At 71.7% G+C, this 20,797-nt stretch carries 20 protein-coding genes, 1 tRNA gene and 1 riboswitch; of the genes, 10 read left to right on the forward strand and 11 right to left on the reverse strand.

The genetic code is table 11. The features are described from left to right. Positions 1 to 1,443 (reverse strand): DUF445 domain-containing protein, encoded by a 1,443-nt coding sequence (locus tag OIB37_RS14840; RefSeq protein ID WP_443058152.1) that lies wholly within the window; start codon positions 1,441 to 1,443, stop codon positions 1 to 3. A 198-nt stretch (positions 1,444 to 1,641) separates the two neighbouring features. Here OIB37_RS14840 and OIB37_RS14845 point away from each other — a divergent pair, with 198 nt between their 5' ends. Together OIB37_RS14845 and rdgB are read left to right on the forward strand one after the other, a co-directional pair. Further along, on the forward strand, positions 1,642 to 2,976 hold the full coding sequence (locus OIB37_RS14845; RefSeq protein WP_330458068.1) for an SGNH/GDSL hydrolase family protein: 1,335 nt from the start codon (positions 1,642 to 1,644) through the stop codon (positions 2,974 to 2,976). A 140-nt stretch (positions 2,977 to 3,116) separates the two neighbouring features. Next, positions 3,117 to 3,719: an RdgB/HAM1 family non-canonical purine NTP pyrophosphatase gene (gene rdgB, locus OIB37_RS14850; RefSeq protein WP_330458069.1), complete on the forward strand. Its 603-nt coding sequence runs from the start codon at positions 3,117 to 3,119 to the stop codon at positions 3,717 to 3,719. A 47-nt stretch (positions 3,720 to 3,766) separates the two neighbouring features. On the opposite strand, the gene OIB37_RS14855 is transcribed toward rdgB, so the two are convergent. Further along, a tRNA-Leu gene (locus OIB37_RS14855) sits at positions 3,767 to 3,849 on the reverse strand. A gap of 141 nt (positions 3,850 to 3,990) precedes the next feature. Further along, positions 3,991 to 4,458: a thioredoxin-dependent thiol peroxidase gene (gene bcp, locus OIB37_RS14860; protein ID WP_330458070.1), complete on the reverse strand. Its 468-nt coding sequence runs from the start codon at positions 4,456 to 4,458 to the stop codon at positions 3,991 to 3,993. Positions 4,459 to 4,554: 96 nt separating this feature from the next. Here bcp and OIB37_RS14865 point away from each other — a divergent pair, with 96 nt between their 5' ends. Together OIB37_RS14865 and OIB37_RS14870 are read left to right on the forward strand one after the other, a co-directional pair. Then, positions 4,555 to 4,884, forward strand: coding sequence for a DUF3618 domain-containing protein (locus OIB37_RS14865; protein ID WP_330458071.1), 330 nt, complete (start codon positions 4,555 to 4,557; stop codon positions 4,882 to 4,884). Positions 4,885 to 5,232: 348 nt separating this feature from the next. Further along, on the forward strand, positions 5,233 to 5,535 hold the full coding sequence (locus tag OIB37_RS14870) for a co-chaperone GroES (RefSeq protein ID WP_443058271.1): 303 nt from the start codon (positions 5,233 to 5,235) through the stop codon (positions 5,533 to 5,535). A 104-nt stretch (positions 5,536 to 5,639) separates the two neighbouring features. Here the strand turns inward: OIB37_RS14870 and OIB37_RS14875 are convergent, their stop codons facing one another. Continuing rightward, positions 5,640 to 5,960 (reverse strand): DMT family transporter, encoded by a 321-nt coding sequence (locus OIB37_RS14875; RefSeq protein WP_330458073.1) that lies wholly within the window; start codon positions 5,958 to 5,960, stop codon positions 5,640 to 5,642. Between the two features lie 35 nt (positions 5,961 to 5,995). Beyond that, positions 5,996 to 6,056: riboswitch (guanidine-III (ykkC-III) riboswitch) on the reverse strand. 107 nt (positions 6,057 to 6,163) lie between these two features. Continuing rightward, positions 6,164 to 8,434, reverse strand: coding sequence for a transglycosylase domain-containing protein (locus OIB37_RS14880; RefSeq protein ID WP_443058272.1), 2,271 nt, complete (start codon positions 8,432 to 8,434; stop codon positions 6,164 to 6,166). Positions 8,435 to 9,822: 1,388 nt separating this feature from the next. On the opposite strand from OIB37_RS14880, the gene OIB37_RS14885 reads away from it, so the two are divergent. The 4 genes from OIB37_RS14885 to OIB37_RS14900 are packed head-to-tail and all read left to right on the forward strand — an operon-like array spanning position 9,823 to position 13,216. Then, entirely contained in the window at positions 9,823 to 10,623 is an 801-nt protein-coding gene (locus tag OIB37_RS14885; RefSeq protein WP_330458074.1) for an ABC transporter permease, read from the forward strand. After that, complete coding sequence (locus tag OIB37_RS14890) at positions 10,616 to 11,446, forward strand: ABC transporter permease (protein WP_330458075.1); 831 nt, start codon at positions 10,616 to 10,618, stop codon at positions 11,444 to 11,446. The genes OIB37_RS14885 and OIB37_RS14890 overlap by 8 nt, the downstream gene beginning before the upstream one ends. 3 nt (positions 11,447 to 11,449) lie before the next feature. Next, positions 11,450 to 12,463, forward strand: coding sequence for an ABC transporter ATP-binding protein (locus OIB37_RS14895; RefSeq protein WP_330458076.1), 1,014 nt, complete (start codon positions 11,450 to 11,452; stop codon positions 12,461 to 12,463). Between the two features lie 9 nt (positions 12,464 to 12,472). Then, positions 12,473 to 13,216 carry a DUF1707 SHOCT-like domain-containing protein gene (locus tag OIB37_RS14900; RefSeq protein ID WP_330458077.1) on the forward strand — a complete coding sequence of 248 codons (744 nt, stop codon included), beginning with the start codon at positions 12,473 to 12,475 and terminating at the stop codon, positions 13,214 to 13,216. A gap of 192 nt (positions 13,217 to 13,408) precedes the next feature. On the opposite strand, the gene OIB37_RS14905 is transcribed toward OIB37_RS14900, so the two are convergent. The 3 genes from OIB37_RS14905 to OIB37_RS14915 all read right to left on the reverse strand — a co-directional run bounded on the left by OIB37_RS14905 (position 13,409) and on the right by OIB37_RS14915 (position 15,086). Beyond that, positions 13,409 to 13,810: a hypothetical protein gene (locus tag OIB37_RS14905; RefSeq protein WP_330458078.1), complete on the reverse strand. Its 402-nt coding sequence runs from the start codon at positions 13,808 to 13,810 to the stop codon at positions 13,409 to 13,411. A 125-nt stretch (positions 13,811 to 13,935) separates the two neighbouring features. Then, entirely contained in the window at positions 13,936 to 14,673 is a 738-nt protein-coding gene (gene rph / locus OIB37_RS14910; RefSeq protein ID WP_330461854.1) for a ribonuclease PH, read from the reverse strand. Between the two features lie 179 nt (positions 14,674 to 14,852). Next, on the reverse strand, positions 14,853 to 15,086 hold the full coding sequence (locus tag OIB37_RS14915) for a PTS glucose/sucrose transporter subunit IIB (protein WP_330458079.1): 234 nt from the start codon (positions 15,084 to 15,086) through the stop codon (positions 14,853 to 14,855). Positions 15,087 to 15,269: 183 nt separating this feature from the next. Here OIB37_RS14915 and OIB37_RS14920 point away from each other — a divergent pair, with 183 nt between their 5' ends. Continuing rightward, positions 15,270 to 16,556: a PTS transporter subunit EIIC gene (locus OIB37_RS14920; protein WP_330458080.1), complete on the forward strand. Its 1,287-nt coding sequence runs from the start codon at positions 15,270 to 15,272 to the stop codon at positions 16,554 to 16,556. A gap of 66 nt (positions 16,557 to 16,622) precedes the next feature. Here the strand turns inward: OIB37_RS14920 and OIB37_RS14925 are convergent, their stop codons facing one another. After that, positions 16,623 to 17,375 (reverse strand): MBL fold metallo-hydrolase, encoded by a 753-nt coding sequence (locus OIB37_RS14925; protein ID WP_330458081.1) that lies wholly within the window; start codon positions 17,373 to 17,375, stop codon positions 16,623 to 16,625. Between the two features lie 272 nt (positions 17,376 to 17,647). Here OIB37_RS14925 and OIB37_RS14930 point away from each other — a divergent pair, with 272 nt between their 5' ends. Next, positions 17,648 to 18,106: a type II toxin-antitoxin system PemK/MazF family toxin gene (locus tag OIB37_RS14930; RefSeq protein WP_330458082.1), complete on the forward strand. Its 459-nt coding sequence runs from the start codon at positions 17,648 to 17,650 to the stop codon at positions 18,104 to 18,106. Between the two features lie 6 nt (positions 18,107 to 18,112). On the opposite strand, the gene OIB37_RS14935 is transcribed toward OIB37_RS14930, so the two are convergent. Together OIB37_RS14935 and OIB37_RS14940 are read right to left on the reverse strand one after the other, a co-directional pair. Next, a complete protein-coding gene (locus tag OIB37_RS14935; protein WP_330458083.1) occupies positions 18,113 to 18,676 on the reverse strand; it encodes a hypothetical protein in 564 nt (187 codons plus the stop codon). A 194-nt stretch (positions 18,677 to 18,870) separates the two neighbouring features. Continuing rightward, a complete protein-coding gene (locus tag OIB37_RS14940; protein ID WP_330458084.1) occupies positions 18,871 to 20,667 on the reverse strand; it encodes a hypothetical protein in 1,797 nt (598 codons plus the stop codon). Between the last annotated feature and the right edge of the window lie 130 nt (positions 20,668 to 20,797).

Below are 20,797 nucleotides of genomic sequence, written 5' to 3' on the forward strand. Positions count from 1 at the left end.
TCACGCCCCCACCCCCCGCGACACCGCGAAAATCACCAGCCCCGCCAACGACCCCACCACCGTGCCGTTGATCCGGATGAACTGCAGGTCGCGGCCGATGTGGGCCTCGATCTTGCGCGTGGTGTGCTCCGCGTCCCAGCCGGCCACGGTCTCCGTGATCAGAGACGTGATCTCCTTGCGGTAGGTCGTCACGACGTGGACGGCCGCGCCCTCCACCCAGCTGTCGACCTTCTCCTGCACCTTCGGATCGGTCGCCATCCGTGTGCCGAGCGAGAGCAGAGCGGCCCGCAGTCGCAGCCGCAGCTCGCTGCGCTCGTCCTCCGCCGCCGCCACGATCATCGACCGCACGGCCGTCCACGCGGACGCGATCAGATCCTGCACCTCGCCACGGCCCAGCACCTCGCTCTTCAGCCGCTCCACCCGCGCCCGCGTCTCCGCGTCGGACTGCAGGTCGACGGCGAAGTCGGTGAGGAAGCGGTCGAGGGCGCCGCGGGCCGGGTGCGAGGGCATGTCGCGGGTCTCCGCCACGAAGCGCAGCAGCTCCCGGTAGACACGCTCGCCGACCTTCCGGTCCACGAACCGTGGGGTCCAGCCCGGCGCACCGCCCTCCACGGCGTTCATCACGTCGTCCCGGTGCAGCTCCAGCCAGTCGTGGGCACGCGTCACCACCAGGTCCACGAACCGCCGGTGACCGCCGTCCGCGACGACCTTGTCCAGCATCTTGCCGAGTCCGGGTGCGATCTCCTGGGCGTCGGCCCGGCGCGTGATCGCCTCCCCGACCACCGCCTGTACGTCCGAGTCCCGCAGCACGGTCAGGGCGCCCCTGAGCGCGGTCGCCAGTTCGGCGGTCACCCGGTCGGCGTGCTCCGGCTCGGCCAGCCACGCGCCGAGCCTGCTGCCGATGCCGACCGAGCGCAGCCGCTGTCGTACGACGTCCGCGGAGAGGAAGTTCTCTCCGACGAACTCACCCAGCGAGACCCCCAGCTGGTCCTTCTTCGTGGGGATGATCGCGGTGTGCGGGATCGGCAGGCCGAGGGGGTGCCGGAAGAGCGCGGTCACCGCGAACCAGTCCGCGAGCGCGCCCACCATGCCGGCCTCGGCGGCCGCCGCCACGTACTCCGCCCAGGTGCCGGCGCCCTCGTGCGAGGCCCACTTCGCCAGGACGTACACCACCGCCACGAACAGCAGCAGCCCGGTCGCCGTCAGCTTCATGCGCCGGACCCCTCGCCGGCGCTCCTCGTCGGCAGGGGTGAAGGCGGTCATGGTCCGGTAGGACGCCGCGGCGCTCCCCGGGGCCCCGGAGCTGCCGGAGCTGCCTGGGCCACCGGAGCTACCTGGGCTGCCAGAGCTACCGGTGCCGCCGGGATCCCCCGGCGCTCCCTCTTCCTTCGTCTGCGCCTCGCCCGTCTCGCCCGTGTCGCCCGTCTCGTCCGTCGGTTCCATCTCGCTCCACCCGTTCGGTGATCCCGCACACACATTGTCCCTTCCAGACGACTCCCGGAACGGAACGCGAGTTCCCCGCGTCTGTCTGGACGAAGGATTCGGGCAGGGCCCTGTCAGCCCGCTCGCGGCTATGACGCATCATGGGTTCATCGGATCGGAGCCCCCACGCTCCCATCTCCCGAGGAGAACAACACAAGCGTGACCAAGCGCCATGGTTATGCCCTGCTGAGTACGCTCGCCGCACTCGTCGTGGCTCTTTCCGCCGTCATCTACGTCACCGTGGCAGCCGACGACGGCACCGCGCGGAGCACCCTCGCGGGTGACCGCCCCCACCGCGACGCCTCCGCCGCCCCCGCCTCCACCGGCACCTGGGTCGGGTCCTGGTCCACCGCCCCCGTCGGCGGCGAGCCGGGCACCGAGACCAACGGGCTGGCCGGGCACTCGGTGCGCAACGTCGTCCACGCGAGCACCGGCGGGACCGGCGCCCGCGTCACGCTGTCCAACCTCTACGGACAGTCCCCGCTGACCATCACCCACGCCTCCCTCGCGCTCGCCGCCGGCGCCGGCACCCCCGTCGCCACCGCGGAAACGATGCGGCGCCTCACCTTCAACGGCGGCACCGGCGTCGTCATACCGCCCGGCGGGCAGGTCCTCAGCGACGCCGTACGGCTGACGATCCCGCACGACACGGACGTGCTGATCACCACCTACTCCCCCACGCCCTCCGGCCCCGTCACCTATCACCCGCACGCGCGGCAGATCTCGTACGTCGCCGAGGGCGACGCCACCGAGGACGCGACCGGCAGCCCCTACACCCAGCAGACGCCCTACTGGCGCTACGTGAGCGCCCTCGACGTGCTGAGCAACGAGGCCGACGGCACGGTCGTCGTCTTCGGCGACTCCATAACCGACGGCATCACCTCCACCGTCGGCGCCGACCACCGCTGGACCGACGTCCTCGCGGGCCGCCTGCGCACCGCCGTCCAGGGCGGCGAGTCCCTGCCCCGCTACGGCATCGTCAACGAGGGCATCAGCGGCAACCAGGTCCTCGCCGACGGCCTCGGCCGGCCCGCCGAGAACCAGAGCGGCCTCGGCCGCTTCGGCCGCGACGCGCTCTCCCGTACGAACGTCAAGGTCGTCGTCATCGACCTCGGCATCAACGACATCCTGCGCAACCCGAAGCTCGCCGACCCCGACCGGATCACCGGCGGCCTGCGCACCCTGGTCCGCCAGGCGCACGCCCGCGGGCTGAAGGTCGTCGGCACCACGCTCATGCCCTTCCGGGGCCACCGCGGCTGGACCCCCGCCCGGGACGCGGTGCGCGAGCGGATCAACGCGGAGATCCGGGGCGGTGGCGTGTACGACGCCGTCGTCGACTTCGACCGGGCCCTGCGGGACCCCTACGACCCCCGGCAGCTGCGTCCGGACTACGACTCCGGCGACCACCTGCACCCCAGCGACCCGGGCTTCCGGAAGATGGGCGAGACCTTCGACCTGCGGATCCTGACGGGCGCGGGGCAGGCACAGCTGTAGCTGCAGGGCCGCCGCCTGACGGATCCTGCCCGGGGTCGCGGGGCGCGGCGTCCTGTCACGGGGCCGGGCGCCCACCGGTACCGTCACGAGGCCGGACGCCCGCCCCGGAGGCCGGGTCGGGACACGGAATACTGGCCCCCATGACCCGCTTGATCCTCGCCACCCGCAACGCCGGAAAGATCACCGAGCTGAGGGCCATCCTCGCCGAGGCCGGCCTGCCGCACGAACTGATCGGCGCCGACGCCTTCCCCGACGTCCCCGACGTCAAGGAAACCGGCGTCACCTTCGCCGAGAACGCCCTTCTCAAGGCCCACGCCCTGGCCCAGGCCACCGGCCTGCCCGCCGTCGCCGACGACTCCGGTCTCTGCGTCGACGTCCTCAACGGCTCCCCCGGCATCTTCTCCGCCCGCTGGGCCGGCCGCCACGGCGACGACAAGGCCAACCTCGACCTGCTCCTGGCCCAGCTCTCCGACATCGACGAGGAGCACCGGGGCGCGCACTTCGCCTGCGCGGCCGCGCTGGCCCTCCCGGACGGCACCGAGCGCGTGGTCGAGGGACAGCTGCGGGGCCTGCTGCGGCACGCCCCCGCCGGCACGAACGGCTTCGGCTACGACCCGGTCCTCCAGCCGGAGGGCGAGACCCGCACCTGCGCCGAGCTGAGCCCGGCGGAGAAGAACGCGATCAGCCACCGCGGCAAGGCGTTCCGGGCGCTGGTGCCGGTGGTGCGGGAGCTGCTGGGCTGAGCCCAAAGGAAAGGCTCCGCACCTTTGAATCCAAGGTGCGGAGCCTGTGCGGCCGGTGGGACTCGAACCCACACGGGATTTCTCCCACGGGCTCCTAAGGCCCGCGCGGCTGCCATTACGCCACGGCCGCTCCAAGTGGTCATCGTGCCCCACCGGAAGCGTTCAGTGTAAGGGAGCGCCCGTCGGGCGAGGAGGGGGATTTTCCCCTTCCTCGCCCGACGGGCGCACCAGGTCTCCGTCGACGAGTGGCAATGCCGTCAGGGCATCGGTCCTAGATCCCCAGGTCCTTGATGATCTTGGCCACGTGGCCCGTCGCCTTGACGTTGTACAGGGCGCGTTCGACCTTGCCGTCCTCGTCGACGACCACCGTGGAGCGGATGACGCCGACGACCGTCTTGCCGTAGAGCTTCTTCTCGCCGTAGGCGCCGTAGGCCTCCAGGACCTCCTTGGCGGGGTCGGCGAGGAGGGTGACCTGGAGGGATTCCTGGTCGCGGAACTTGGCCAGCTTCTCCGGCTTGTCGGGGGAGATGCCGATGACGTCGTAGCCGGCGCCGGCCAGGAGGGAGAGGTTGTCGGTGAAGTCGCAGGCCTGCTTGGTGCAGCCGGGCGTCAGGGCCGCGGGGTAGAAGTAGACGATGACCTTGCGGCCCTTGTGGTCCGCAAGGGACACCTCGTTGCCGTCGGCGTCGGGCAGGGTGAAGGCGGGGGCCGCATCCCCGGACTGGAGTCGCTCGCTCATCGCACCAGCCTAACCGGGGGCCCTTGCCGTGCGGTGGGGCCAGAAGCTGACAGACTGTTCAGAACAGCATCAGCAGACCACTTCGGAGGCCGTACGGTGGCGGAGACGTCGGACACCAGAACACCGGCGCAGATCGAGGCGGACATCAAGCGCCGTCGTGACGTGCTGGCCGAGACGCTCGACGAGATCGGGGTGCGGGTGCACCCGAAGACGATCGTCGGGGATGCCAAGGCGAAGGTCGTAGCCGACCTCGATCACACCTTCGGCCGAGCGTACGTCACGGTCAACGGAATGCTCAGCGAGGTGCGGGAGCAGTTCGTGGACGACGACGGCGAGCCCCGGCTGGAGCGGATCGTGCCCGCCGCGCTGGTCGTGGTGGGCGTGGTGGGGCTGATCGCCCTGGGAGCCAGACGGCGCAGGCGCTAGGTCCTGTCGTCAAACTCCTGTCGTCCGCCCGGAGGGCGGGTCTCGCGGCGTCAGGTGCGTTCTCTCGGCGTGCCGGGCCCCGGCCCTCGTACTGGACGTACGTGGGGCGGGGCCCGGTGCGGCGAGAGGGCGTGCATGGCGTCGCGAGGCAGGCAGGAGTTTGACGACAGGGCCTAGGACGACAGGGCCTAGATACGGCGCCCGTCGGGGCGGAAGCCGGACGCGCGGGCCGGGTGGCGGTGAGCCACCCGGGCGCGTACGGGCGCCTCGAAGGCAGGTAGGTTCAGGGGCGTGAGCGCCAACAGAAACCAGCAGGGCACCCCCCAGCACGACAAGCTGCCCATCCGGATGCTGCACGACCGGGTTCTCGTGCGGCAGGAGACCGGTGAGGGCGAGCGGCGGTCGGGCGGCGGCATCCTGATCCCCGCGACCGCGGCGGTCGGGCGCCGGCTGGCCTGGGCCTCGGTCGTGGCGGTCGGCCAGAACGTGCGGACCGTGGAGCCCGGCGACCGCGTCCTGTACGACCCGGAGGACCTGGCCCAGGTCGAGGTGCGGGGCGTGGCGTACGTGCTCATGCGTGAGCGTGATCTGCACGCGGTGGCAGCGGACCGGTTCGAGGGGTCGGAGGACTCCACCGGCCTGTACCTCTGAGCGCCGAGGACTCAGAAGCTCAGAAGCGCTGAAGCGGGCTTACGAGGGCTGAAGCGGGCCGAAGCGGGTCGCGGACGGCCGCGGAGCCGCAGAAGAGCCGCGTTTCAGTGGCCGCTGGTCGCCTTCAGGCCCACCACGGCGACCAGCAGCAGACACACGAAGAAAACCCGGGCCGCGGTGACCGGCTCGCCCAGCACCACCATGCCGAGCACCGCCGCTCCGGCCGCCCCGATCCCCACCCACACGCCGTAGGCCGTGCCGATGGGCAGCGAGCGGGCGGCGTACGAGAGCAGCACCATGCTGGCGACGATTCCGGCGCCGGTGAGCACGCTGGGCAGCGGCCGGGTGAACCCGTCGCTGTACTTCATTCCGATCGACCAGGCCACTTCGAGCAGGCCGGCGACGACAAGCAGAACCCAGGCCACGACAGGCACCTCCGAGACGAACGACGTTTCACCGGGGTGCGTCGTCTTTGCCTGCGTCCCGGTACGGCGCGTCTCGTCGGGCTTGTGCAACTCCTACGAATCTAGCAAAGACATGGCGAAGGGGCTGGTGACCGTGGTCACCAGCCCCTTCGCCGTCGATACAGATACCCGTACCGGTACCGATATCGCTACCGCTACCGGTGTCAGCCGATGAAGCCCTGGCCCACCGGGCCGGCGGTGGTCCCGCCGGCCGCTGTGCCGCCGGTCGCTCCGCCACCGCCGCCGGGTGCCCCGCCTCCGGCGGTGGTCCCGCCGGCCGCGGTGCCGCCGGTCGCGCCCCCTCCGGTGGTGGTGGCGCCGCCGGTCGCGGTGCCTCCGTCGGCCGCCGCTCCGCCGTCGGTGGTCGTGGTGGCGCCGCCGTCGGTGGTGCCGCCGGCCGGAGCGGCGGTGCCGCCGTTGTCCTGGCCGCCGTCACCCGGCGTGGTGCCGGTGGTCGGGGTGCTGGTGCTGCCGCCGTCGTCCTGGCCGGCGGTGGCGCCGGGGGTGGCATCGGGCAGGGTGGCGGGCGCCTCGACCTCGGCGCCCTTCTGGAGCTGGAGGTGGAAGCCGGCGGCCGGCTTGCCCTTCAGCGCGTCGTGCGTGTACTGGGCCCAGATCTTGGTCGGGGGGCCACCGCCGTTCATGCGGGCCTCGCCGAGGGCGTAGTACAGCGACTTGTGCCGGGCCGTGACCGGGTCCTGGCCCATGACGGAGACGACCGTGGCCAGGTCCGGGGTGTACCCGGCGAACCAGGCGGCCGTGTCCAGCTCGGCGGTGCCGGTCTTGCCGGCGGCGGGGCGGCCTGCGGCCTTGGCCGCGATGGCGGTGCCCTTGTCGACCACGCTCTGCAGGACGGAGGTGGTGGTGTCGGCGGCCTCGCGGCTGACGGCCTGCTTGACCCGCTGCTTGGGCAGGGGGACCTCTTCGGTGCCGTCCTTGGTGATCTTCTCGATCATCGTGTACGTGCCGTGCCTGCCGTGGTTGGCGAGCGTCGCGTATGCCTCGGTCATGTCCAGGACGCTGGCGGTGGAGCTGCCGAGGGCGATGGACGGGGTGGGGTAGAGGTCCGGGGTGTCGGCGGGGATGCCGAGGTCGACCGCGGTCTGCTTGACCTTGGCGCCGCCGACGTCGGCGGCCATCTGCGCGTAGACGGAGTTGATCGACAGGTCGGTGGCCATACGGACGTTGACGTTCTTGCCGTAGGACTTCTCGTCCTCGTTCTCCGGGCTGTACGTCTCGCCGTTCCAGCCCTGCACGACGTGCTTGTTGGTGCCGTCGTAGTAGGTGTTCGGCGTGATGGGCTTGCCGTCCTGCGTGGTCGAGCCGTTCTGGACCGCGGAGGTGAACACGAGGGGCTTGAAGGTCGAGCCGACCTGGAAGTCACCGCGGGTGGCGCCGTTGGTGTACTGCTTCACGTAGTCGACGCCGCCGTACATGGCGACGATCTTGCCCGTCCTGGGGTCGATGGAGACACCGCCGGCGCGGACGTAGTTGTCGGCCTTGCGGTTCTTCTTGTCCAGCTTGGACATCAGCTGGTCGTCGACGGCCTTGACGAAGGCGTCCTGCTTGGGCTTCTGGAAGGTGGTGGTGATGCGGTAACCACCTCCCAGCAGCTGCTCCTTGGTGAGGATGTCGTGCTCGGTGAGGTAGTCCTTGACCGCCACGACGAGGTAGCCGCGCTGGCCGGACAGGCCGGTGGAGGCGGTCTGTTCCTTGGGCATGGGGAACTTGATGCCGGCGCGGTCGCCCGCGCTGAGCCAGCCCTTCTTGACCATGCCGTCCAGGACGTAGTTCCAGCGGGCGAGGGCGGCGTGCTTGTTCTCGGGGTGGGCGACGACGTCGTACTCGCTGGGCGCGTTGACGAGCGCGGCGAGGTAGGCGGCACGGGCCGGGTCGAGGTCGACGGCGTCCACGCCGTAGTACGCCTGGGCGGCGGCCTGGATGCCGTAGGCGTTGCGGCCGAAGAAGCTGGTGTTGAGGTAGCCCTGGAGGATCTCGTCCTTGGACTTCTCGCGGTCCAGCTTGACCGAGATGAAGAACTCCTTGGCCTTGCGGGTGACCGTCTGTTCCTGGGCCAGGTAGTAGTTCTTCACGTACTGCTGGGTGATGGTGGAACCGGACTGCTTGCCCTTGCCGAGGGCCGTGTTCCAGCCGGCGCGGAGTATGGCCTTGGGGTCGATGGCGGACTCGGTGTAGAAGTCGCGGTCCTCGGCGGCCAGTACGGCGTGCTGGGCGTTCTTGGAGATCTGGGCGAGGGTGACGTTCTCGCGGTTGATCTGGCCGTCGCGGGCGAGCTGGGAGCCGTCGGCGTAGAGGTAGACGTTGCCCTGGAGGGTGGCGAGGGCGTTGGCCGGCGGGATCTTCACCATCGAGTAGCCGACGAAGAACAGGACGCCGACCGCCACGACACCGAGCACGAAGGTGGCGAGCACCATCCGCCAGGTGGGGATGAGCCGTCGCAGTCCGGTCCGCTTGGGGCGCTTGGGCTTCTTGCCCTTGCCGCCGCCGCTGCCCGTACCGCCGCCGCCCGTACCTCCGGCGGCGCCACCCGCGGCACCACCGGTGGCACCGGCCGCGACACTGGCCGCGGCACCGGGTGCGGTGCCCGCGGCGGCGGGAACGGCTGCCGCGGCTCCGGCGGCCGCGACCGCGCTCGCCATGGCGGCCTTGCGCGCGGCCTTGCTGCCGGCTCCGGCTCCGGCTCCAGTGCCGGCTCCGGTGCCGGTGCCCGTACCCGCAGCGGGGCCGGCGGCGCCCGCCGCGGCCGCGTTGCCGGCCTGACCCGGACGCGCCGGCTCGCCCTGGCGGGGTGCTTCACCCTTCCGGGGCGCGTTCACCCGCCGGAGGACCTGGGTGGTCTCCGGTGCCGGTGTCTCCTTCGCTCCACCCTGGCCGGTTCCGGTCCGGTCCGCCGGAGACGCCTGCGGCGCCTTGACGCGCCGGAGGATCTGGGTGCTCTCCGCCGACTGCGAGGCGTCGGGGGCCTGGGGGCTGCCGGAGCCGGCCGCGGAGGCCTGCCCCTGCCCGGCCGCCGGGCGTCCCGTTCCGGACTGGCCGGACTGGCCCGTCTGGCCCGTCTGGCCGGTCTGGCCGGTCTGGCCGGTCTGTGCCGGGCGGCTCGTCCGGTCCGGGCGCTCGGCGCGGGGACCCGGAACGCCGGGGTTCCGGGCGTCCTGCGACCGGGCGGCCTGGGCGGACCCGGACGACGGCGCCCGGTCGGCCGGCGATGCCCCGGCTTCACCCGGACGGCCTACGCCGCCTCGACCTGCTCCAGATGCTCCGGACACTCCGGACGCCGCGTTCGCCGCGTTCGCCCGGTCCGGCCCGGTTCCCCTGTTCTCGGTCCCGCGGTCCGCCCGGTCACCGGGGCGGGCGGCGGGCCCGCGCCCCTCACCGGAGGTCCCGCGACCCCGCTCGGCCGGGTCGGCACCGCTGCCGGTGCCCTCGCCGGTGCCGGTGTGCTCGTTGTTCCGGGCCCCCTTGCCGGCCTGCTCGGCCCCCTGGGATGTGGCCGGGGCCGCCGGGTCTTCCTGGCGGCCGGGCTCTCCGGGCCCTTCAGCCCGCAGCGGTTGTTTCGATGCCCCGCCCTGGTTCGGCTGCTGCGGCTGCGGCTCGTCGCTCATGTCGTGCACGGACTCCTGTTTCGTCGTACGTTCCCGTACGCCTCGTACGCCTTCTGCGCCCCCTGTTTGAAGACTCTCGCACCTGGCATTCCGTTCCCGGATTCCGGCACGCTTCTGGCACGAAAATGCGTGGCCGTCGGCCGGGCTCCGGACTAGGCTCCTGCGCTTCGGTTGCAAGCAGTCCGAGGAGGTGGACTGGCGTGGGCGCTGGACGGTTGTACACGGCCGTCGCGGCAGGGGGATTCAGACGGTACGCGACGTACCGGATCGCCACTGCGGCAGGGGTGTTCACCAACACCGTCTTCGGGCTGATCCTCGTCTACACATACCGCGCACTGTGGGACGAGAAGCCCCATCTGGGCGGGTACGACCAGGCGCAGGCCATCACCTATGTGTGGCTGGGCCAGGCACTGCTGTCGACGCTCGCGATCGGGGGCGGAGGCGTCGAGGACGAGTTGATGGAACGCATCCGTACGGGGGACGTGGCGATCGACCTGTACCGGCCCGTCGATCTCCAGCTGTGGTGGCTGGCGGCCGATCTCGGCCGCGCCTTCTTCCAGTTGGCGGGGCGTGGCGTGGTCCCGTTCGTCTTCGGCGCGCTGCTGTTCCCGGCGTATCTGCCGAGCAGCGTGGGCAGATGGGCGGCCTTCGCGGTGTCCGTGATGCTGGCGATGCTGGTCGGCTTCGGGATCAGGTTCCTGGTGGCGCTGAGCGCGTTCTGGCTGCTGGACGGTGCCGGGGTGTCCCAAATCGCCTGGCTCGCCGGGTACTTCTGCTCGGGGATGCTGCTGCCGCTGAACGTCTTCCCGGGTGCGCTCGGCGAGGTCGTACGGCTCCTGCCGTGGTCGTCGCTGCTCCAGGCCCCGGCGGATGTGCTGCTGGGGCGGGCGGACCCGCTGGGCACCTATCTGTTCCAGGGGGCGTGGGCGGTGGCGCTGCTGGGTGCGGGGCGGATGCTGCAGTCCGTGGCGACACGGCGGGTGGTGGTCCAGGGTGGGTGAGAGCGGGTGGCGGGCGCGGGTGGCGGCGGGGCTGCGGGCCTACCGGCTGGTCGCGGGGATGTGGATGCGGTCCACGATGGCCTACCGGGCCTCCTTCGCGATGACCGCGGTCGGCAACTTCACGGCGACCTTCTTCGACTTCGTCACGATCATGCTGATGTTCTCCCAGGTGAAGGCCCTGGGTGGCTACTCGTTGACGGAAGTGGCGTTCCTGTACGGGCTGTCGGGGGTGTCCTTCGGGCTGGCCGACCTGTCGATCGGGTCGATGGACCGGCTGGGGCGGCGGGTGCGGGACGGCACGCTGGACACGCTGCTGGTGCGGCCGGCGCCGGTGCTGGCCCAGGTGGCGGCGGACCGGTTCGCGCTGCGGCGGCTGGGCCGGGTGGTGCAGGGTTCACTGGTGCTGGGCTGGTCGCTGAGCCGGCTGGACGTCGACTGGACGGCGGCGAAGCTGCTGCTGGTGCCGGTGACGGTGGTGAGCGGATGCGGGATCTTCTGCGCGGTGTTCGTGGCAGGTGCGGCGTTCCAGTTCGTGGCGCAGGACGCCTCGGAGGTGCAGAACGCCTTCACCTACGGCGGTACGACGCTGCTGCAGTATCCGCCGACGGTGTTCGGGAGGGGGCTGGTGCGCGGGGTGACGTACGTGCTGCCGCTGGCCTTCGTCAACTGGCTGCCCGCCGCGTACGTGCTGGGGCGGCCGTATCCACTGGGGCTGCCGGAATGGGTGGCGTTCACGCCGCCGCTGGTGGCGGTGGGGTGCTGCGCGCTGGCGGGACTGGCCTGGCGGGCGGGACTTCGCACGTATCGGAGCACAGGGAGCTAGCGGATGCGGGACGGCGACATCATCGGTTTCGCGCTGGACGGGGACGTGCGCGCGGACGACGGCTTCATCGTGCTGGAGAAGGTCGAGAAGGTCTTCGAGGTGCGCAAGAAGACCGGGTTCCTCAAGCGGGAGCAGCGGCAGGTGCGGGCGGTGGACTCGATCTCGTTCACGGTGGCGCGCGGCGAGATGGTCGGGTACATCGGTCCGAACGGCGCCGGGAAGTCGACGACGATCAAGATGCTGACCGGCATCCTGACGCCGAGCGCGGGCCGGCTGCGGGTGGCGGGGATCGATCCGTCGCGGGAACGCGCGCGCCTCGCGCAGCGGATCGGGGTGGTGTTCGGGCAGCGGACGACGCTGTGGTGGGATCTGCCGCTGATCGACTCCTACCGGCTGGCACACCGCATGTACCGCATCCCGGACGCCCGTTACCGGGCGAACCTGGACCGCTGTGTGGAACTGCTGGAGCTGGGCGAGCTGTTGGACGTTCCGGTGCGGCAGCTGTCGCTGGGGCAGCGGATGCGCGGGGACATCGCGGCGGCGCTGCTGCACGATCCGGAGGTGCTGTACCTGGACGAGCCGACGATCGGACTGGACGTCGTCTCGAAGGCCAAGGTGCGGGGATTCCTGAAGGAGTTGAACACCGAGCGCGGCACGACGGTGCTGCTGACGACGCACGATCTCCAGGACATCGAGCAGCTCTGCTCGCGGGTGATGGTGATCGACCACGGGCGGCTGATGTACGACGGTCCGCTGGGCGGTCTGCACGAGGCGGGGGACGGCGAGCGGACGCTGGTGGTGGACCTGGAGCGGGAACTGCCGCCGATCGTGGTGCCGGCGGCTCGGGTGGTGCGGGTGGAGGGGCCTCGCCAGTGGCTGGCGTTCCCGGCCGGGCAGTCGGCGGCGCCGCTCGTGGCGCACATCGCGGCCCGGTATCCGCTGGTGGATCTGTCGGTGCGGGAGCCGGACATCGAGGCTGTCATCGCGAAGATGTACGCGGAGAAGGCGGTCTCGTAGGCTGCTGCCATGACCGACGACGCAGTCCCGGACCGCCGTGCCTCCGAAGTCGTTCCGGAGCGCCGCGCCTCCGACGCGGTACCGGTACCGGATCTCCGCGCCTCCGACGCCGATCGTGAGCGGGTCGCCGAGGTGCTGCGGGACGCCGTCGCCGAAGGGCGACTGGACATGGAGGAGTTCGAGGAGCGGCTGGAGGCGGCGTACAAGGCGCGCACCTACGGCGAGTTGGCACCGCTGACCCGTGACCTGCCGGCGGCCGGGGTCTCGGCACCTGCGGTGTCCTTCACCAAGCAGCCGGTGGAGAGCGGCGGTTGGTCGGGGCGGATCGTCGGTGGCGAGGGGTCCTCGACGGGGGCGTTCGCCGTGCTGTCGGGGTTCCAGCGCAAGGGGCGCTGGACGGTGCCGAAGCGGTTCACGTGCTTCGCGTTCTGGGGCGGCGGGGAGATCGATCTGCGGGACGCGGACTTCGCGGACCGCGAGGTCGAGATCAACTGTTTCGCGGTCATGGGCGGTGTGCAGGTGACGGTGCCGCCGGGTGTCGAGGTCGTGGTGCGCGGCATCGGCGTCATGGGCGGTTTCGAGCATCCCCGGTGGGACGAGCGCGGCGAGCCGGGCGCCCCCCGGGTGGTCATCGGCGGCTTCGCCTTCTGGGGCGGCGTGGGCGTGGAGCGCAAACTCCCCCGCGCCGAGCGGCAGCGCCTGAGGGAGCTGCGCCGCCGGGAGCGTCTGGAACGCGGGCGCGGGGAGGTCTGAGCGGGGGCGCCGGCGGGAGAGCCGGGCCCCTTTCACGCATCAGCGGCCGACGGCCGTCCGCGGCCCGGGGTCCGCAGTCCGCAGTCCGCAGTCCGCAGTCCGCAGCCTGCGCCCGTGGCCCCGGTTTCCGGCCCTCCATGCCTGCGCGGTCAACGGCCCCTCACAGCCAGCGGTCCACGTCCCCGCGTCGCTCTACGGCGTGCACACCTTCGTCAGTTCGCCCGCCGCGTCGGTGACGGGGCCGAGGTCGGGGGTGGTGTCGCCCTTGCGGATGGCGGTGCGGACGTCGGTGACGGCCGTGGTCAGGTGGTCGACCGCCTGGTTGATGTCGGTGTCGTCGGTCTTGTCGCCGATCTTCTCGAGGTTCTTCTCGATGGAATCGAGGGCGGCGTCGGCCTGGGTCGGGTCGTTCGCCGCGTTCTCCACGGCCTGCTGGAGGCTGGTGACGCTGTCGGCGATGGAGTCGGCGGTGTGCACGCAGTCCAGGGCCTTGCCCACGGCGTCGCAGCCGGTGGTGAGGCCGGCGGTGAGCGCGACGGCCGCCAGGGTGGTGGCGATGGCGGTGGTGCGGCCTCGGCGTCGGCTGGCGGCCATGGTGGTGTTCCCTCTCCGGTTCGGCTGGCCGGGCGCGCGGTGGTGGGCCGGGCGCCCGTACGGAGAGGGACGCCGGGGAGGGTGCGGAGGTTGCCGTCGACCCCTCCCCGTCTTTGGTGGTCCCTTTACTTCTCCAGGGTGGCCGCCAGGGCCGCCCGCTGGATGGCGGTCAGTTCGGCGCAGCCGGTGACGGCGAGGTCGAGCAGCGCGTTCAGCTCGGCGCGGTCGAAGGGCTCGGCCTCCGCGGTGCCCTGGACCTCGACGAAGCGGCCGTCGCCGGTGCAGACGACGTTCATGTCGGTCTCGGCGCGCACGTCCTCCTCGTAGCAGAGGTCGAGCAGCGGGATGCCGCCGACGATGCCGACGGAGACGGCCGAGACCGTGCCGGTGAGCGGCTGCCGGCCGGCCTTGATCAGCTTCTTGCCCTGGGCCCAGGCGACGGCGTCGGCGAGGGCCACGTAGGCGCCGGTGATGGCCGCCGTGCGCGTGCCGCCGTCGGCCTGGAGGACGTCGCAGTCGAGGACGATGGTGTTCTCGCCGAGCGCCTTGTAGTCGATGACGGCGCGCAGGGAGCGGCCGATGAGGCGGGAGATCTCGTGGGTGCGGCCACCGATCTTGCCCCGGACGGACTCACGGTCGCCGCGGGTGTTGGTGGAGCGGGGCAGCATGGAGTACTCGGCGGTGACCCAGCCCTCGCCGCTGCCCTTGCGCCAGCGCGGGACCCCTTCGGTGACGGAGGCGGTGCAGAAGACCTTGGTGTCGCCGAAGGAGACGAGGACGGAGCCCTCGGCGTGCTTGCTCCAGCCACGTTCGATGGTGACCGGGCGGAGCTGTTCGGGAGTGCGGCCGTCGATTCGAGGCATTGAGGACATGGCGCCGAGCCTATCCGGAGTGACGGAGGGGACTCCTCCCCCGGTGGGAAGAGCCCCTTGACCGGTGAACTCGGCCGGTGAATCCGACTGGTGAACCTGGCCGATGAACCCGACTGGCGGACCCGGCCACTGAACCCGGCGGGTGAACCCGGCCACCGGGCCCCCGGGGCTCACATCATGTCCTCGATCTCCCCCGCGATGGGGTCGGCGTCGGTGCCGATGACGACCTGGACCGCGGTGCCCATCCTGACGACGCCGTGGGCGCCGGCGGCCTTCAGGGCGGCCTCGTCGACCAGCGCGGGATCGGAGACCTCGGTGCGCAGGCGGGTGACGCAGCCCTCGATCTCCTCGATGTTGTCGATGCCGCCGAGGCCCGCGACGATCTTCTCAGCCTTGCTGGCCATGCTGCCGCTCCCTGATCCGTTCCGGTTTGTCGCAGTAACCCACAATCGGCCCAACTTCGCGAGCATTTGCGCCGTACGTGCCGCATGATGGCGATCCCGCCGGCGCAGCCGTCCGCCGGCTGTTCCCGGGCGGCGCGCTGCCCTCCCCCGGCTTCCGGCCGGGGGGACCCCCAGGAGGAAGTTGTGACCACGGCCACCGCCGTCCCCCCGGCAGCGAAGAAGAAGGGCGCCGGGGTGATGCCGGTGCTCCAGCGCATCGGCCGCAGCCTGATGCTGCCGGTCGCGGTGCTGCCCGCCGCCGCCCTCCTGGTGCGCCTCGGTCACCAGGACATGCTGGGCCGCTCCTCCTTCCCGGCGCCCGTGACGAGGGCCGCGTCCTTCATGGCGGCCGGCGGCAACGCGATCCTGGACAACATGGCGCTGTTGTTCGCCGTCGGTGTCGCGGTCGGATTCGCGAAGAAGTCGGACGGTTCGACGGCGCTCGCCGCGGTCGTGGGCTACCTGGTCTTCAGGAACGTGCTCGGCACGTTCACGGACGGGAACCTGCCGAAGGTGGCCACCGCCGTCGACGGCAAGGTGGTGATGACGGCCGCCCCGGTGGACGCCAAGGTGCTCGGCGGTGTGGTGATGGGCCTGGTGGTGGCCCTGTTGTACCAGCGCTACCACCGCACCGTGCTGCCCGACTGGGCGGGCTTCTTCGGCGGCCGCCGGCTGGTGCCGATCCTGGCCGCCTTCGCGGGCCTCGTCATCGGTGTCGTCTTCGGCTGCGTCTGGCCGGTCCTCGGCACCGGGCTGCACGGCCTCGGAGAGTGGCTGGTGCGTTCGGGCGCGATCGGCGCGGGTGTCTTCGGCGTCGCCAACCGCGCGCTGCTCCCCGTAGGCATGCACCACCTGCTGAACTCGTTCCCCTGGTTCCAGGCGGGCGAGTTCCACGGCAAGAGCGGGGACATCCAGCGCTTCCTGGCCGGTGACCCGCACGCGGGCCAGTTCATGACCGGCTTCTTCCCGATCATGATGTTCGCGCTGCCGGCCGCCTGCCTCGCCATCACGCACTGCGCCCGTCCGGAGCGCCGCAGGGCCGTCGGCGGCATGATGTTCTCCCTCGCGCTGACGTCCTTCGTCACGGGCGTCACCGAGCCGATCGAGTTCACCTTCATGTTCATCGCGCCGGTGCTGTACGCCGTCCACGCGCTGCTCACCGGTGTCTCGATGACGTTGACCTGGGCGCTGGGCATGCGGGACGGCTTCGGCTTCTCGGCGGGCGCGGTGGACTTCGGCCTGAACCTGGGCATCGCCTCGGACCCGTGGGGTCTGGTCCTGGTCGGCCTGTGCTTCGCGGTCGTCTACTACGGCGTCTTCCGCTTCACCATCACCCGGTTCGACCTGCCCACCCCGGGCCGCGAGCCCGACGCGGAACCCGCGGACTCGGCGGGCTCGGCGGAAGGGCGCGGGGCCGAGGCGGCCGGGTAGCCTCCCGTTCCGCCACGACGGCCCGGTCCACCGGACCGGGCCGTCGGCGTCGCGCGGGGGCGGTGCTCAGATCTCGTAGACCGTCCGCGGCACCGCCAGCTCCACCGGTCCCCCGAACACCTCGCGCGCGTCCGCCAGGTTGACCAGCGGGTCGGTCCACGGGGGGATGTGGGTGAGGACCAGGAGGCCGGCGCCGGCGCGGGCCGCCGTCTGGCCCGCCTCACGGCCGTTGAGGTGGAGGTCGGGGATGTTCTCCTTGCCGTGCGTGAAGGCCGCCTCGCACAGGAACAGGTCGGTGTCCCGGGCCAGTTCCTCCAGCACCGCGCTGACCCCGGTGTCGCCCGAGTACGTCAGGGCCTTGCCGCCGTGCTCGACGCGGATGGCGTACGCCTCCACGGGGTGCGGGACACGCTCGGTGTGCACCGTGAACGGGCCGATCTCGAACGTGGACGGCTTGACCGTGTGGAAGTCGAAGACCTCGCTCATGGAGGAGGCGGAGGGCGTGTCGGCGTAGGCGGTGGTCAGCCGGTTCTCGGTGCCCTCGGGTCCGTAGACCGGGATGGGGGCGCAGCGGCCGCCGTCGTGGCGGTAGTAGCGCGCGACGAAGTAGGCCAGCATGTCGATGCAGTGGTCGGCGTGCAGGTGGCTGAGGAAGATCGCGTCGAGGTCGTAGAGACCGCAGTGGCGCTGCAGCTCGCCCAGGGCGCCATTGCCCATGTCGAGGAGCAGCCGGAAGCCGTCGGCCTCGACGAGGTAGCTCGAGCAGGCCGATTCCGCGGACGGAAACGACCCCGAGCAGCCGACGACGGTGAGCTTCATGAAGCAGAAACCTCCGTTGGCGGAAACCGATGGACGGAGAGCGGGAGGGTGGAATGAAGCGGGGACGAGCCGGGAAAAGCGGGGTCGGAGACAGGCTGTGACGGGGAGAGTGCGGTTTGTCGAGCCTACGGCGCCGGAGGGCGGGTCGCTCCTCCGCCAGGGGCCGTTGTGGGCGAACTCACCTGTGGTGTCACCGGTTCGGCTGGACCAGGGGCGCATGGGTATCCGCAGAGGGCGCGCATGGCAGGGCGCGCGCCGGTAACGTCGTCCCCATGGACACGTCCTGGTGGCTGGCGCTCGCGGCGGTGGTACTGCTCGCACTGGTCGCCACGCTCGTCGACGGCTGGGGTCGCGGCCGCAGGCCCGGCGGACGGCGGTTGCGGCCGCCGGGGCGCCCCGAGGCACGGGGCCGGGCGGCGGCGCGTCCGCATCCGGGCGACATCTGGTGGGCGAACGTGCCCTACGAGGACCGCCCCGACGTCAAGGACCGCCCCTGCCTGGTGCTGGCCGTGCGCGGCGACCGGGCGACGGTCGCGAAGATCACCAGCAAGTACCACGACGAGCGCGCCGGGGTGATCCCGTTGCCGCCGGGCGCGGTCGGCGACTCCCACGGCCGGCCCAGCTTCCTGCAGACCGACGAGCTGCGCGAGGTGCCGGTGGGCGACTTCCGGCGCCGGGTGGGCGTGGTCGACCCGGTCCTGTGGGACCAGGTACGGCACCTCGCGGGGTAGCCGCCGTCAGCGCACGCGCACGGTGACCGCCCAGTCCTGGATGCCCTTGCAGGAGACCTGGCCGGGGGCGGTGGGCTGGGCGCACAGCGGGCGGCTGGAGGTCAGGTGCGCGGTGCCGGATGCCGCCGCCTGGTAGGCCGCGGTCGCGTCGCCCGGCAGCAGGACGATGCCCCCGTTGATCGCGCGCAGCGCGCCTCCGCTCGCCGCGACCGGCTTCCAGGGGCGGCCCTTGGTCCCGTCGAGGGTGAGCCGCAGCTCCCCGCCCTTGGTCAGGCAGACGGTACGGCCGTTGTCGGCGGCCGTCAGCTCGGCGTGGCCGGAGCACCCGCCGCCGGTGGACGGGGGCGTGGCGGAGGAGGACGGCGCCGCGGGCGAGGCCGGGGAGGAAGAAGAGGAGGAGGAGGGCGAAGGCGCGGGTGAGGTGGCGGAGGGGGATGGGGACGGGGTGGGTGCCGACGGGGACACCGTGCCGCCGCCTCCCCTGGCGTCGGCGCCGCCCGTGGAGCCGCAGCCGGCGAGGAGCAGTGCCGCCGCCGCGAGGGCGGTGGCGGTGGGTGTCGTACGGCGCATGGTGTCCGCCTCTCTGCCGTGGCCGGCCGACCGGCCCCCTGGTACGGATGTGACGTGCCGGGTGCGGAAATGGATCCCTAGGGGGTGTCTCCCCGATCTTCGCGGGTCCGCGACGATCGGGGAGACACCCCCTAGAACGCGCGAGGTCCCGCACACGGACGGCTGTCCGTGTGCGGGACCCGGTGTCGTGCGGGTCAGCTGGTCGCGACGGAGGTGTCGTCGACGACGAAGCTGGTCTGGAGGGAGGTGTCCTCCACGCCACTGAACTTCAGGGTGACCGTCTGGCCCGCGAAGGCGGACAGGTCGAAGGTCTTCAGGGCGTACCCGGTGGCGGCGTTGACGTTCGAGTACGTCGCCAGGGTGGTGGTGTTGGCGGTCACCGTCAGCTTGTCGAAGGCGGTGGTGCCGGTCTCGGCGGTGTCGACGTGCAGGTAGAAGGAGAAGCTGGCGTGGCAGCCGGCCGGGATGGTCACCGACTGGGACACGGTGTCGGTGTGGCTGGAGCCGTACCCGTCGAGCCAGGCCTTGTACGAGCCGCCGTGCGCGGCCTCACCGGTGTCGTTGGTGATGGCGCCGGAGCTGGCGGTCCAGACGGTGTTGCCGGACTCGAAGCCGGCGTTGCCGAGCAGCTGGGCCGGGGTGCAGGTGCCGCCGCCGCCGGTGCCGGCGGTGAAGGCCGCGGTGCCGTTCGGGGTGCCCCAGCCGGTCGGGCCGTCGTAGCCGGCGCGGGCGGTGCAGAAGTACGAGGTGGAGCACGAGCCGTTGTTGCCCGTGGTCACGTCGTTCAGGTTGGCGGTGTGGCTGTAGGGGTACTTCGCCGGGTAGTCGGTCGCGCCCGGGGTGCCCGCGAGGGCGTAGACGCCGGCGATGATCGGGGCGGAGGCGCTGGTGCCGCCGTAGACCGCCCAGCCGGAGCCGCCGAAGGTGTCGTAGACCGCGACGCCGGTGGCCGGGTCGGCGACGGCGGAGACGTCGGACTCCATGCGCTTGGCGCAGCCGGTGTCGGTCTGCCAGGTGGGCTTCGGGTCGTAGGCGGAGCAGCCGGAGCCGGTGCCCTCGGTGGCGCTGGTGTGCCACACCGACTCGCTCCAGCCGCGGGAGTTGGCGGCGGTGGTGAGCGCGGTGCCGCCGACGGCGGTCACGTACTGGGAGGTCGCCGGGTACTCGGCGCCGTAGGCCTCGTCACCGGCGGAGACGGTGATGGCCACACCGGGGTGCTTGAAGTACTGGGTGTCCTCGGTGGTCTGGGAGGACGCCTCGCCACCACCCCAGCTGTTGGAGACGAACTTGGCGCCGAGGGAGACGGCCTCGTTCTCGGCTATGCCGAGGTCGGTGTCGTTCGCGGAGTTGGCCTCGACCAGGGTGATGCTGCAGTTCGGGCAGACCGCGCTGACCATGTCGATGTCCAGCGCCTCTTCACCGGCCCAGCCGGCGTCGTTGGCGGGCAGCGAGGTGGTGGAGCCGGTCTGGCTGACCTGCTTGAAGCAGCCGTTGGCCTTGGTGCAGGCGGACAGGCCGAACGTGGAGCGGTAAGTGGCCAGGTCCGCTTCGGCGTTGGGGTTGTTGTAGGCGTCGACGACGGCGACCGTCATGCCCGAACCGCCGGTGGAGGGCAGGGCGTAGGCGCTGTGCAGGTTGGCCGGGGAGAGGCCGGAGGGGGCCGCGGCGGCGAGCGCCGAGGCGAGCCGCTGCTTGATGTCGGTGCGGCGCTGGGCGAAGCAGGACGCGTGGCCCGGCTTGGCGGTGGCGCACAGGTGCGCCGTGGGGACCTTCTGGCCGGCCTTGCCGGTGGAGTGGAAGGTCTGCCGGTCGGGAGCGGTCAGGGCCTTGGCGTTCTGCGTGGCCCGGGAGACGTGGGGCGCGGCGGCGCCGGGCTGGGCCCCGGCGGTCGGCGCCGCGGCGAGGCCGGCGACGGAGATGGCGAGGGCGGGGAGGGCGACGGACAGAAGTCTTCGAAGACTCCGGTTCCGGCTCGGGCGTGACTCACGCATGGGGTACTGCCTCCGTGGGGAAGGTGGGGGTTCTCGTACGGGGTGGGGAAGGCCCGTGACGCGCGTAGCGGCGGCGATCGCGCGGTCATGGGCATGACACTCAGACACTGCTGAAACGTCGCTGTTGGTG

Origin of the sequence: Streptomyces sp. NBC_00820 (assembly GCF_036347055.1) — a bacterium.
GTDB lineage: Bacteria > Actinomycetota > Actinomycetes > Streptomycetales > Streptomycetaceae > Streptomyces.